Source organism: Halopseudomonas pachastrellae (genome assembly GCF_900114765.1).
GTDB classification, from domain to species: Bacteria; Pseudomonadota; Gammaproteobacteria; order Pseudomonadales; family Pseudomonadaceae; genus Halopseudomonas; species Halopseudomonas pachastrellae.
Window position 1 is genome coordinate 52,160 of record NZ_FOUD01000014.1, and the last position, 12,954, is coordinate 65,113.

The following is a 12,954-nucleotide window of genomic DNA, read 5'->3' on the forward strand; positions in this document are numbered from 1 at the left end:
GCGCGGGTTTTTTTGCGTCCAAAGGTCGGGGTTGGCGCAATGCCCGACCAATGGCCAGCTTATAAAGGCAAAATAAAAAAATCAGAGTGATATCATATTGATGTCAAGTTGTGCGTAACGTACTGCCGTGGGGGCGGATGATGGCTGAAACTAATCGGGTTGGGCTGCAGCGCTGGATCTGGCGCGCGTTTGTTCGCAGTGCGCTGATTCCGCTGGTGCTGGTTGAAGCGGCCCTGATTGCCATCTATCTGTTCAGCAACGCGGCCATTCGTGACGAGCAGACTTCCTACCTGCGCCAGGCGGCGCTGACCGAGTTGCGCAGCGCCGCGCAGCTTGAGACGCGTGTCATCCACGGTCGTCTTGAGCAGTTGGCTGCGCTGACCGATGGTTATCGCAATCTGGTAGCCGAGGCGCTGGCAAATCCCATGACGTTACCTGATGTCGAGATCGACCGCACCGACAGCGGCGTGATGTTCAGTCCGCGGGATGCCGGCGGCGCTGCGGTTTTCTACTCGGGCGCAACAGCGCCAGAGCGGCAGGACCTGGACAAGGTTCGCCGGCTAACGGCGCTGGACCCGGTCATGCGCGAACTGCAGCGCAGCAACCCGCTGATTGCCAGCGTCTACTTCAACAGCTGGGACAGCCTCAATCATATCTACCCCTGGTTCCATACGGCGGAGCAGTATCCGCATGATATGGTCATCCCGGATTACAATTTCTACTATCTGGCCGATGCCGAACATAATCCCAGTCGCGGCGTGGTATGGACCGACGTTTATCTCGATCCGGCCGGGCAGGGCTGGATGATGTCGGCCATTGCACCGGTCTATCGTGAGGATTTTCTCGAGGGTGTGGTGGGTATTGACGTAACCGTCGACGGTATCCTGAGTGAGATCAATAGTCTGCCGGTGCCTTGGGATGGCTATGCCATGCTGATCAGTTCGGACATGAATATCATGGCCATGCCACCGAAGGCAGAGCAGGATTTTGGCCTCCAGGAGCTGACCAGTCACACCTACCAGGAGGCAATTCGCCGCGAGATTTTCAAGCCGGCTGACTTCAACCTGGCGCAACGCGCGGAAACTGCCGGGCTGGCCGAGGTGCTGCAAGCCCGTGATCAGGGTGTTGAGCAGTTAAAGCTGAACGACCGGGCACTGCTGGTCGGCTGGGAACGGGTTGAGCAGACTGGCTGGCGGCTGCTGACGGTGGTTGACGAGGAGACTCTGTTCGCCCAGACCAACTCGTTGGCCGAAGAGTATCGCCGAGTCGGTATGTGGCTGATCGCGGGGCTGGTGGCCTTCTACATTGTCTTCTTTGCCTTTCTGTGGGTGCGGGCTCGGGGCTTGACAGCCCGGCTGCTGGCGCCGATCGACGGTATCTCGCGGATGATGACCGATATTGGCGCCGAACGCTGGCGGCCTGCTCCAGTGCGTTCGGAGATCGCCGAGCTGGACGGCATGGCGCAGCATACCCATGAGATAGGCCTGCAACTGGAGCAGGGCCAACAGCACTATCGTAACGCCCAGCAGCGTATTGAGCTGGTACTCGACAGCACCACCGAGAGCATCTGGGAGTGGCATGTTAATGAAAACCTGATCGAGTTGCGCGGACGCTTCTGCGAGCGTTTCGGCTTGCCCCGGGGGTTGATCCCATTCGAGCAGTTCCAGCTGCGTATCCATCCGGATGATCGTGCCCGCGTGCGGGACGCCGAGCAGCTAGCCTTGCGCAGCGGTGGCCACTACGCCGCCGAGTTACGCTTTGCCGACGAGCAGGGGCTGTATCACTGGCTGCTGAGCCGCGGACGGATACTGGAGCGTGATCCGGATACCGGCCAGATCGTGCTGGTTGCCGGCACCCACGTTGATATTGACGACCTCAAGCACATCGAAAGTGACTTGCGCTCGGCTACCCACGAAGCAGAAGCAGCCAACCTGGCAAAGGCCCGCTTTATCTCCAGCATGAGCCACGAGCTGCGCACGCCATTGAATGCGATTCTCGGTTTTGCCCAGCTGATGGAACTGGATAGTCAGGAGAAGGGCCAGCCCTCGGAGCATGTCGAAGAAATCCTGCTCGCCAGCCGGCACCTCAACACCTTGCTCAGCGACATTCTCGATTGGTCGACGATCCAGGTGGACGCGCGAAGAGTCGAGCTGGTGCCCACCGATGTGGGGCAGATCATGAGTGAAAGCGCCGAGATGGTCCGGCTTGCGATCAGTGAGCAGGGGCTGTCCTTCGAGGTAACGCCTGCACCTGAAGGGTTGACCGTGATGGCTGATCCGCGGCGGCTGCGGCAGGTGATGATCAATCTGCTATCGAATGCCAAGAAGTACAACAGTACCGGCGGGGCGGTGCGGCTCTACTGTGAGGTGCTCGGTAGCCGCCTCCGGCTGGTAGTCGAAGACACCGGCATGGGCATCAAGCCCGAGGATCAGGCGCTGCTGTTTGAGCCGTTCCAGCGCCTGGGTCGAGAGAATACGGCCATTCAGGGTACCGGAATCGGGTTGTCTATCTGTCGGGAATATACCCGTGCCATGGGCGGAGAGATTGGCGTGGACAGTGAGCCGGGCAGGGGCAGTCGATTCTGGGTGGAGCTGCCGCTCAGTTCGGTGCAACCGCTGCCCTCAAGCCACAGGCCGCTCATTTATTGCCTCAGTTCGGATTCGCAGTTGATTGAGCAGATACGTCAGGCGCTGTCGGAGCGAGCGCAGCTGCAGGTCGGCAATGCGGTGACCCTGCTTGATCATGCTGGTGGGCAGCCTGTTCCCGCGCTGCTGCTGATTGACAGCGCGGCACTGGATGCCTCGACATTGCCGATGCTCAGGCGCCTGCGGCAGCAGCTGCCGGCCCCTGTACCACCGGTGCTGCTGTTGGCCGATGCGCTCGGCTCGGAACTGGTAACCCAGTTGATGAGCGAGTGTCAGGGCCTGGTGCGCAAGCCGGTGGACAGCGATGAGCTCGACGCGCTGGTGAGTGCGCTGTTGACGAAGGGGGAGACGGGCGATGCCCAATGAGGTTTTTCGGCAGGCCAGGGTGGTGGTGATCGATGATGTGCAGGCCAATCTGAGACTGCTTGAATCAAGTCTGCGGACTATGGGGCTGGGGCAGGTGCATAGCTTCAGTGAGTCGGCGCTCGGCCTCGAGTGGCTGCAGCAAAACCCCTGGGATCTGTTGTTGCTGGATCTGGACATGCCAGCGCCGGACGGTTTCGCGATTCTGCAGGCGCTGAGTGCGCGCGATCGTACGGCTCAGCAAGTGATTCTGGTCACCGCGCTTGGCGACGCCGCCAGTCGCCGCCGCGGTCTTGAACTGGGCGGGAACGACCATCTGACCAAGCCGGTTGATCTGCCGGAGGTGCTGTTGCGGGTGCGCAATTGCCTGCAACTGAGTTATGCCCACCGCCAGCTTGAGCAGGAGCGGGCGGCGCTGGAGGAGCGAGTGCAGGAGCGTACCGCTCGGCTACGCGACAGCTATCAGGCGGTGATCCGGGCGCTGGCGCGGGCAGCTGTCTATAAGGATAACGAGACCGGCAATCACATCATGCGCATCGGCGAGACCGCAGCGCTGATGGCCCGGCAAATTGGTGCGCCGGAAACCTGGGTCGAGCTGCTACGGCTGGCGGCACCCATGCACGATGTCGGCAAGATCGGGATCCCGGACCACATTCTGCTCAAACCGGGCAAGTTGACGCCAGAAGAATTCGACATCATGACGCAGCATGCGCGTATCGGACACGCCATTTTGGCTGACCGTGGACATTCCTCGCTGCTGAAGCTGGCGGCAGAGATCGCTCTCAATCACCACGAAAAGTGGGATGGCAGCGGATATCCTGCCGGACTCAAGGGGGAGGAAATTCCCATCTCTGCGCGTATTGTCGCCCTGTGTGACGTCTATGACGCCCTGCGCAGTTCTCGCCCCTACAAGCAGGGCTGGAGCGCAGAAAAAACGCAGGCATTCATTCTTGAACAGTCCGGCAAGCACTTTGACCCCAAGGGGGTGGAGATCATGGCCGGGCTGTTTGATGAAATTGAGCGCATCAGGGATTCGTTGCGCGACCCCTGACGGGGCTTGAGGTCGGCAGCGGGACGGGGGTGGCAACCTGAGGTCCGGCGGCGGGCAACGGGATTCGTTTTCTGCAGACAGAATGCTAGTTGGCCGCCGCCGGAGTGGCCATCGCCCGAAAGGGTGGATTTGCCCGAGAGTCACCTGAATGGGTGCTGGTGTTGGGCGGGAGTGGCGCTAGAGTAGCGCTCAGGCAACCCGAGGTCCGAGACGGCGCAGGCCGGATCGTGATGTACCAACAACAAAAACCACGCACGATTCATGGAGGCAACACCTCATGCCATTTAACAAGAAAAGCGTTCTTGCCCTCTGGGGCGCTGGCGCGCTGCTGTTCTCGATGTCTGCCCTGGCCAACAACCCGGCACCGACCGATCCGGGTGATTCTGGCGGTGGTTCCGCCTATCAGCGCGGTCCGGATCCGTCCGTCAGCTTCCTAGAAGCCGACCGCGGCCAGTACAGCGTGCGTACCAGTCGCGTATCCAGCCTGGTCAGCGGCTTTGGCGGCGGCACCATTCACTATCCGGCAGGCACCACCGGCACCATGGCGGCGATTGTCGTGATCCCGGGCTTTGTTTCTGCCGAGTCGTCGATCGACTGGTGGGGTCCCAAACTGGCGTCCTACGGTTTTGTGGTGATGACCATCGACACCAACACCGGTTTTGACCAGCCGGCCAGCCGTGGACGCCAGATCAACAATGCTCTGGATTATCTGGTTGGCCAGAACACCAGCAGCTCTAGCCCGGTACGCGGCATGATCGACACCGATCGTCTGGGTGTAATCGGCTGGTCCATGGGTGGTGGCGGTACGCTGCGCGTCGCCCGCGAGGGTCGCATCAAGGCAGCCATTCCGCTGGCGCCGTGGGATACCACCAGCTACTACGCAGGCCGCTCGCAGGCGCCGACACTGATCTTTGCTTGTGAGTCGGATGTGATCGCGCCGGTCTATCAGCACGCATCCCCCTTCTATAACGCGCTGCCGTCCAGCATCGACAAGGCCTTTGTCGAGATCAACAACGGCAGCCACTATTGCGGTAACGGCGGCAGCATCTACAACGACGTGCTGAGCCGCTTCGGGGTGTCGTGGATGAAGCTGCACCTGGATGAAGATGCGCGTTACAAGCAGTTCCTGTGCGGTCCGAACCACACGTCCGACTCGCAGATTTCCGACTATCGCGGTAACTGCCCGTACTAATCAGCTGAGGTAAAAGCTGCATCGCAAGCGCCGCCCTTGGGGCGGCGTTTTGCATTTCAGGCCGGCTGCCCCTGATAGGCGCAGTAACCTGGACGCGGGCCAATTTGGGGGTGGTTGCGGCAGGTGGCAGGCCGTTTCTGATAGACCGTACAGCGGCGGCTGCGGGTATCCAGATAGAGGCAGTCGTTGTTGGCCAGGCGGCTGAGGGTAAAGACGCCGCTCTTGTGGTGGAAGCGCTCAACTACGCCGGCTTTTTGCAGGCGTTTGGCAATGTGTTTGAGCGGCTCGCCACGCTCAAACTCATCCACCAGCTCCAGGCGGATCAGGTCGTCCAGGCGAACTTCTACCGGCAGGGTGCAGCAGGTGGCGCGACAGCTGTCGCACAGCCCCTTGCGGTATTTTTGCCAGGTATCGAGACGATCAACGTCTGCGGTGGGGATCAGTTGGGGCTTCATGCACGGATCTCAGGGGGTGAGGCGTGCAGTATAAAAGAGCCCGGTGGCATGCTGAACCACCGGGCGTATCGCGTCAGGGCGCGCTGATCAACTCAACAAGCCGGGCAGAGGGCAGGTGGAATTGATCAATGTTGCCCTCAGTCGTCGAAGAAGAAGCGTTCCTCACCAAAGGCAGGCTCAAGGTGATTGAGCCAGGTGGCGTCTTCGTTGTATTTGGCAAAGAAGGGGCGCTGCACCCAGTCGGGGTTGCGACCCTGAATCATGCGCAGGGCAATGACCTTCTCGCCGTTGATCTCGGTGACGCCCTGAATTTCTACCTTGCCCGGGTGCGAACTCATGGAGGGGCCGCGCGCGGTGCGGGCGATACCCGAGACCTGCTGCATCGCATCGCGATAGATCTGCCAGGCCTTGACCAGCGGTACCTCGAAGTAGTGGCGGGCGCCGGTGTCACGCTCGACGAACATGTAATACGGGATGATGCCTAGCTCCACCTGGGTCTGCCACAGGCGTGCCCAGACCTTGGCATCGTCATTGATGTGGGCCAGCAGCGGGCCTTGAGCGCGGATCTGCGCGCCGGTGTCGCGGATGCGGCGAATGGCTTCGCGGGCGATGGCCGGCTCCAGCTCCTGCCAGTGGTTGTAGTGGGCCATCAGCGCCAGGTGTTTACCGGCGGCCTGAATCTCGCGGAACAGGGCGAGCAGGTCCTCTGCGTCATCATCGGTCACCACGCGTTGGGGCCAGAAGGTCAGTGCCTTGGAGCCGATGCGAATGGTGCGGATATGGTCAAACTCCTCGCTCAGCAGCGGCTCCAGGTAGGCCCGCAGGTTGCGGGTTTTCATCACCAGCGGGTCGCCGCCGGTGACCAGCACGTCGGTGACTTCCGGATGGGCGCGCAGGTAGTCCTGCAGCTGGTTGGATTCACGCGCGGCGATCTTCAGGTCCTTGTCGCCGACAAATTGTGCCCAGCGAAAACAGAAGGTGCAGTAGCTGTGGCAGACCTGACCGGAGCTGGGGAAAAACAGCACGGTTTCGCGGTATTTGTGCTGCAGACCTTCGACGACTTCGCCGTCCAACATCGGAATGTTGTGCTCCAACTGGCCGGCCGGGTGCGGGTTGAGTTCGCCGCGAATATCGCTGATCAGGGCTTTGAGCTCGGCTGCCGGCAGTTCATTGCGCATGGCCTCGGCGACGCGATCGTAATGCTCCGGCTTGAGCATGCCGCGCTGCGGAAAGGTGAGCTGAAAGATCGGGTCGGCCGGTACCTGCTGCCAGTTGATCAGTTCGTCGATGACGTACTGGTTGACCCTAAAGGGCAGCACGCTGGCAACCACCTGCATCTCGAAGCGCCGCTCGGCGCTGAGCTGTTGTAGCTGCGGAATCTGGTCCAGCTGCTTGGCGGTGTAGACCTTGAAGCGCTGGTGGCGTACGGCGTCGGCATCAAACTCGGACGCGGGTGGCGAAGCAATGGCGATGATATTGGATTTTGACATAGAGGCTATTCACATATTTATTGTCGAAAGTATTCTGGCGCGTCAGTGGGCGGGCCATGATTCGCAGCGTGTCTGCGGTAAAAAAGCGATTAACTTCTGGAGTTAATGCATAAAAGCACCGATAAGATGATTATTCTGGTCGGCAATGTGATGGGCTGATAACTCAGCAGGCGCGCATAATAACCAAGATTTAGATTGATGTCTAAAAAGTGAACAGGGCGCAGCCCCTGGAGTATGCTGGCGGCTGGCTGATTCCTCTCCTGGAGGCCGCATGTTTTCCTATATCACCCTGGGTACCAACGATCTGCCGCGGGCAACCGTTTTCTACGACGCGGTCATGGCCGCGCTGGGGATAAGCAGGGTGCAGACGCCAGGCGAGGATGACTGGCACGGCTGGGGGTATTACCAGGACAAGGGCGCCAAGGAGCTGGCGCTCTGGTTTTGCGAACCCTTTGATGGCAGAGCGGCCTCGGTCGGTAACAAGCTGGCTGCGGTTTGTCGCGGCCATCTGAACGATCCCGGCCAGCGCTGATCCTCACCGGCTGGTCTGGTTAGCCGCCAGATCTCGGGAACCGATCCGCGCGGTACTGTTCAGACCGAGCATAGGTAATAGGTAAGGCAGCAACAGGAGTGGAGGCGTTGAGTGACACCGGTCGATGAAGTAATCGCATTCTGGTTTGGTGAGTTGCAGCCGGTGCAGTGGTGGCGCGCCGACCCGGGTCTTGACCGCTTTATTCGTGAGCGCTTTGGGCCGCTGCATGCGCGTGCCGAGCGTGGTGAGCTGATCAACTGGCGTGGTACGGCGCTGGGCCGGTTGGCCGAGATCATTGTGCTGGACCAGTTCTCACGCAATATCTGGCGTGGCACCGCGCGCTCATTCGCCAGCGACGGTATGGCTCTGGTGCTGGCGCAGGAGGCGGTGGCCGGCGGTGCCGATCAGGCGCTGCCATTGAAAATGCGCGCCTTCATGTACATGCCGTTCATGCACAGCGAGTCCATGGTCATTCACGAGCAGGCCATGATGCTGTTCAGCGCACCTGGGCTGGAGGACAACCTGCGTTCCGAGCGTCAGCATCTGGAGATACTCAAGCGCTTCGGCCGTTATCCGCATCGCAACGAAGTGCTGCTGCGCCCGACTACCGCCGAGGAGTCGGCTTTTCTGCGTAATGAAGGGCGTGGCTTCTGATATTCGCGCTCAACTGTACTTCTGCTTGCAGTCGCGGCTGTGCTGCTGCGCTGGCGACTGACTGAAGTAGGCTGAACCTTTTGCTGCTGGAGCTGCGCGATGAAATTAGCCCTCTATCAGGTTGATGCCTTTACCGACCGCTTGTTTGGTGGCAACTACGCGGCGGTGATGCCACTGCCGCACTGGCTGGATGACGCGGTGTTGCAAGCCATTGCCGCCGAAAATAACGTGTCGGAAACCGCTTTTCTGGTTGAGCAGCAGCCAGGCCACTTCGCCATTCGCTGGTTCTCGCCGTTGGCCGAGATCGACTTTTGTGGCCACGCCACCCTTGCCAGCGCGCATGTGCTGTTCAGTCGTGACCCGGCCTGCCAGGCATTGACCTTCAGTGCCGCTGCCGTGGGTGATTTGCAGCTGACGCGCGGTGAGAGTGGCCTGATCCACATGTCTGCGCCGCTGCTGCCTCCGGTTGCCGTCACCCAGGCCCCGCCGGAGCTGCTGGCCGGGCTGTCGCTGTCACCCGAGCAGGTACTGGTCAGTGATCAGGCCTGGTTTGCGCTCTACCCCGACGAGGACGCGGTGCACACATTGCAGGCTGATCCACAACGGCTGGCGCGCCTGGCGCCTCGGGATGTGGTTGCCACTGCGCCCGGACGCGAAGTGGATTTTGTCTCGCGTTATTTCTGGCCGGCCAATGGCGGGCTGGAGGATATGGTGACCGGCTCCATCCACGCCGGCCTGGCGCCGCTTTGGGCTGAACGGCTGGGGCGGCGCACGCTGCACGCCTATCAGGCATCGGCGCGCGGTGGTCATTTGTACTGCGAGGTGGGCGATGATCGGGTACAGATCAGCGGCCATGCAGTGCTCTATCTCGAAGGCCTGGTGCACCTGCCTGAGGGATTGGAGGGTGCCGTGAGCGTTGCCTGAGGCTATGCTTGGTCGATGTTTACCCCATCAAGGAGATAGAAGATGACTCAACGCCAAGGCCTGATGGCAACGGCATTGCTGAGTAGCCTGCTGGTCGGCTGTGCCGGCCTGTCCGGGAAAGATGAGGCTCCGCCGCCGCCTGGTGCTGACACCTTGCCAACCCGCGGGGTGATGATTCTGCAGTGCGGCGGTACTCCGGTGCGAGTGACGCTCAGCGGTGAGCAGGCGCTGATTGAGGGTGTGCATGGCCAGTACCTGATGGAGCAGGTTGTCAGTGCCTCGGGTGCTCGTTATGAGGTGCCGGGCGATAGCAGCACCAGTTTCTGGAACAAGGGCGACAAGGGCATGCTAACCATCAAGGGCGACACCTTCCCCGAGTGTGAGCCGGCGGGCGCGCTGGTGCTACAGGCAGGCGAGTGGGTGGTTGAAGACATCAACGGCGGTGGCATCATTGACCGCTCGCGAGTGACGCTCAACTTTGGTAACGACGGCCGCGTGTCTGGCCGCGCCAGTTGCAACAACTATGTCGGTGCCTACGAGGTGCAAGGGCGCAACCTGACGGTCACGCAGGTCGCGACGACCCGTAAGGCATGTGCCCCCTCGTTGAACCAGCAGGAGACGCGCTTTGTGCAAAGCCTGGAGCAGGCCAGCCGTTTCCGCCTTGATGAAACCGGCGCACTGGTACTGGAGGGCGAAGAGGGCGCTTCTCTGAAAGCACGGCTGGAGTAAGATGGCAACGCCGCTCCAAAGTAGAGCGGCGCACCATAACCATAACAACGGAGTTCCGTGATGCTGCTGCTGATTCTGGGCCTGATACTTTTTTTGGGCATGCATTCCGCACGCCTGTTCGCCGCTGACAAACGCGCCTCGTTCATCGCAGCCAAAGGGCCGCTGGCCTGGAAGGGCATGTATGCGCTGGTGTCGATTGTCGGCTTTGTGTTGATCATCTACGGTTACGGCCAGGCCCGCATGAGCCCGACCTGGCTGTGGATCTCGCCGGTCTGGACGCGCCATCTGGCCGCGCTGCTGACCATTCCGGCATTCATCCTGATTGTCGCCACCTATATTCCCGGTTCCTGCATCAAGGCGCGTGTTGGTCACCCGATGCTGCTGGGTGTGAAGTTCTGGGCACTGGCGCACCTGATTGCCAACGGCTCGCTGGCCGACCTGTTGCTGTTTGGCGGCTTCCTCGCCTGGGCGACCGCGTTGTTTGTGGTTTCCCGCAAGCGCGACCGCGCCGCCGGTGTGAGCTACGGCAAGGGTAAGCCGGTGATGGATGCGGTGGTGGTCGTGGTCGGTCTGGTGGCCTGGGCGGCCTTTGCGTTCTACCTGCATGGCGCCTGGATCGGGGTGAAACCGATGGGTGTGTGATCTTGGCAGGTGTTAAAAACCCGCATCGCTGCGGGTCTTTTATTGGCTCAACTCAGACTGGTCTTACTGCCCGGTCTTGATCTTGTTCCAGGCACGGGTGCGCACGCGCTCGGCGGCCATGGGCAGCGGTTTGAGGGTGAACAGGCGGGCCTGCACCTCTGCTGGTGGATAGGCGCCGGGGTTGTTGCGCAGGCTTTCGTTGACCAGTTCAGTCGCCGCAGCGTTCGGGTTGGCGTAGCCCACCAGATTGCTGATCTCGGCAACCACCTCTGGCTTGAGCAGGTAGTTGATAAAGGCGTGGGCGGCTGCCGGGTTCGGGGCGTCTTTCGGGATGGCCATCAGGTCGAACCAGACCTGCGCACCTTCCTTCGGAATGCGATACTCGACGTGCACGCCGTTGTTGGCTTCCTGCGCGCGCGCATCAGCCTGCAGGATGCTGCCGGACCAGGCGACCGCTACGCAGATCTCGCCGTTGGCCAGATCGTTGAGGAAGCGCGAGGAGTTGAAGTAGCGCACGTAGGGCTGGATTTTGCTCATCATGGCGACGGCTGCGTCGTAGTCTTCGCTCTTGGTGCTGTTCGGGTCCAGACCCAGGTAGTGCAGTGCGCCCGGCAGGATTTCCGAAGGCGAGTCGAGGAAGGCGACGCCGCACTCGGCCAGTTTCTCCATGTTCGCCGGATCAAAGACCAGCGCCCAGGAGTCGACCGGGGCATCGTCACCCAAAACGGCGCGGACTTTCTCCGGGTTGTAGCCGATACCGTTGGTGCCCCACATGTAGGGCACGGCGTACTGGTTGCCCGGGTCGCTGCCTTCGAGCACTGTCATCAGCTCTTGATTGAGGTTGCCGAGGTTCGGCAGCAGGCTCTTGTCCAGCGGCTGAAAGGCACCGGCCTGACGCTGTTTGGCGAGGAAGCTGTCGCTGGGCACGACCACGTCATAGCCGGACTGGCCTGACAGCAGCTTGGCTTCCAGTACCTCGTTGGAGTCGAAGGTGTCCAGTGTTGGCGCGATGCCGGTTTCGGCCTGAAAGCCGTCCAGCGTGGCCTGCGGGGTGTAGTCAAACCAGTTGTAGATCTTCACCTGGTCGGCGGCCAACGCACTGAACGACAGTGCGGCCAGCGGGGCGATCAGCCCCAATTTGCTTGCCAGTTTCATTGGGCTTCTCCCTGAGTGGTGACAGTAGCGTCAAAAGCGGTGAGGACGTTGACGGCGTTGATGCCGATTTCTTCCACGGCGTAGCCGCCCTCCATGACAAACAGCGTGGGCAGCCCGAGCCCGGCGATCAGTTCGCCCATCTTCAGGTAGTCGGGGCTGTCGAGCTTGAAGCTGGAAATCGGGTCGGCCAGGTAGGTGTCCACGCCGAGCGAGACGATCAGATAATCCGCGCCGAACCCGGCGATCTGCCGCAGCGCATCGCGCAGCGCCTGCGACCAGATACTCCAGTCGCTGCCGGCGGGGAGCGGGTAGTTGTGGTTGTAGCCAAGGCCGGTGCCTTCGCCGCGCTCGTCGGCGTAGCCGGCAAAGCACGGGTACTCGTTGAGCGGGTCGCCGTGAATCGAGGTGAACAGCACATCCGGGCGCTGGTAGAAGATGTCCTGGGTGCCGTTGCCGTGGTGGAAGTCCACATCGAGGATGGCCACCTTGTTGGCGCCTTGGTCGAGCATGGCCTGCGCGGCGATGGCGGCGTTGTTCAGGTAGCAGTAGCCGCCCATGTAGTCGATGCCGGCGTGGTGCCCGGGCGGGCGGCATAGGGCAAAGGCGCTCTTGGCGCCGGCACACAGGTGCGCCTGAGCGCTGAGTGCGATCTGCGCGCTGCTGTAGATCGCCTGCCAGCTGCCGGCGGTCAGCGGCGCGCCGGCATCAAAGCTGTAGTAGCCAAGCTGGCCGTCGATGTCCTCGGGGCAGCGGGCAGGCATGCGGCGCGGCGGCCAGGCCAGGGGCAGCATGTCGTGTTCACGGCCCAGTGCGCTCCAGCGCTCCCAGGCTTGCTGGATGAAGTCGACAAATTTCGGATCGTGGACGCGCTTGATCGGTGCCAGGCCGAAGTCCTGCGGCTCGCTGATCGGCCCCAATCCGGTTCGTTTTACCTGCTCCAGCACCATATCGGCGCGTGAGGGTTTTTCGAAGCAGGGCATGAGCTGGCCGTTGTTCAGTTCGGCGTTGGCGTGGTGCAGGCGATGGTCGTCGCTGTAGAACGTCTGCATGGAAAATCCTGTGGCTGGTGACTCGGTTGCCATCGATCATGGCGCGCAGCGCGGCCGCAGGAAATGTTGCAGA

General features: G+C 61.4%; 12 protein-coding genes. 8 read left to right on the top strand and 4 right to left on the bottom strand.

Annotated features, from left to right (window positions below; all coding sequences use genetic code 11):
* The first annotated feature begins 140 nt into the window (after positions 1–140).
* The 3 genes from BM116_RS11935 (at position 141) to BM116_RS11945 (ending at position 5,251) form a co-directional block, all read left to right on the top strand.
* On the top strand, positions 141–3,011 hold the full coding sequence (locus tag BM116_RS11935) for a sensor histidine kinase (RefSeq protein ID WP_083725074.1): 2,871 nt from the start codon (positions 141–143) through the stop codon (positions 3,009–3,011).
* Positions 3,001–4,059, top strand: coding sequence for an HD domain-containing phosphohydrolase (locus BM116_RS11940; protein WP_083724992.1), 1,059 nt, complete (start codon positions 3,001–3,003; stop codon positions 4,057–4,059). Before BM116_RS11935 ends, BM116_RS11940 begins: the two co-directional genes overlap by 11 nt.
* Positions 4,060–4,336: 277 nt before the next feature.
* Positions 4,337–5,251: an alpha/beta hydrolase family protein gene (locus BM116_RS11945; protein WP_083724990.1), complete on the top strand. Its 915-nt coding sequence runs from the start codon at positions 4,337–4,339 to the stop codon at positions 5,249–5,251.
* A 56-nt stretch (positions 5,252–5,307) separates the two neighbouring features.
* On the opposite strand, the gene BM116_RS11950 is transcribed toward BM116_RS11945, so the two are convergent.
* Complete coding sequence (locus tag BM116_RS11950) at positions 5,308–5,706, bottom strand: YkgJ family cysteine cluster protein (RefSeq protein ID WP_083724988.1); 399 nt, start codon at positions 5,704–5,706, stop codon at positions 5,308–5,310.
* 137 nt (positions 5,707–5,843) lie between these two features.
* The gene (locus tag BM116_RS11955) at positions 5,844–7,196 is read right to left on the bottom strand and encodes a KamA family radical SAM protein (protein ID WP_083724986.1); all 1,353 of its coding nucleotides are present in this window, start codon (positions 7,194–7,196) and stop codon (positions 5,844–5,846) included.
* Between the two features lie 271 nt (positions 7,197–7,467).
* On the opposite strand from BM116_RS11955, the gene BM116_RS11960 reads away from it, so the two are divergent.
* The 5 genes from BM116_RS11960 to BM116_RS11980 all read left to right on the top strand — a co-directional run bounded on the left by BM116_RS11960 (position 7,468) and on the right by BM116_RS11980 (position 10,677).
* Positions 7,468–7,728 carry a VOC family protein gene (locus BM116_RS11960; protein WP_083724984.1) on the top strand — a complete coding sequence of 87 codons (261 nt, stop codon included), beginning with the start codon at positions 7,468–7,470 and terminating at the stop codon, positions 7,726–7,728.
* Between the two features lie 111 nt (positions 7,729–7,839).
* Entirely contained in the window at positions 7,840–8,382 is a 543-nt protein-coding gene (locus BM116_RS11965; RefSeq protein ID WP_083724982.1) for a DUF924 family protein, read from the top strand.
* A gap of 99 nt (positions 8,383–8,481) precedes the next feature.
* Positions 8,482–9,306 (top strand): PhzF family phenazine biosynthesis protein, encoded by an 825-nt coding sequence (locus BM116_RS11970; RefSeq protein ID WP_083724980.1) that lies wholly within the window; start codon positions 8,482–8,484, stop codon positions 9,304–9,306.
* Between the two features lie 42 nt (positions 9,307–9,348).
* Positions 9,349–10,035 carry an META domain-containing protein gene (locus tag BM116_RS11975; protein WP_083724978.1) on the top strand — a complete coding sequence of 229 codons (687 nt, stop codon included), beginning with the start codon at positions 9,349–9,351 and terminating at the stop codon, positions 10,033–10,035.
* A 60-nt stretch (positions 10,036–10,095) separates the two neighbouring features.
* Positions 10,096–10,677, top strand: a complete 582-nt coding sequence (locus BM116_RS11980) for an NnrU family protein (protein ID WP_083724976.1) — start codon at positions 10,096–10,098, stop codon at positions 10,675–10,677.
* 63 nt (positions 10,678–10,740) lie between these two features.
* Here BM116_RS11980 and BM116_RS11985 read toward each other — a convergent pair whose 3' ends face one another.
* Positions 10,741–11,826, bottom strand: a complete 1,086-nt coding sequence (locus tag BM116_RS11985) for a polyamine ABC transporter substrate-binding protein (protein ID WP_407920315.1) — start codon at positions 11,824–11,826, stop codon at positions 10,741–10,743.
* 2 nt (positions 11,827–11,828) lie between these two features.
* Positions 11,829–12,881, bottom strand: coding sequence for a histone deacetylase family protein (locus BM116_RS11990; RefSeq protein ID WP_083724972.1), 1,053 nt, complete (start codon positions 12,879–12,881; stop codon positions 11,829–11,831).
* Between the last annotated feature and the right edge of the window lie 73 nt (positions 12,882–12,954).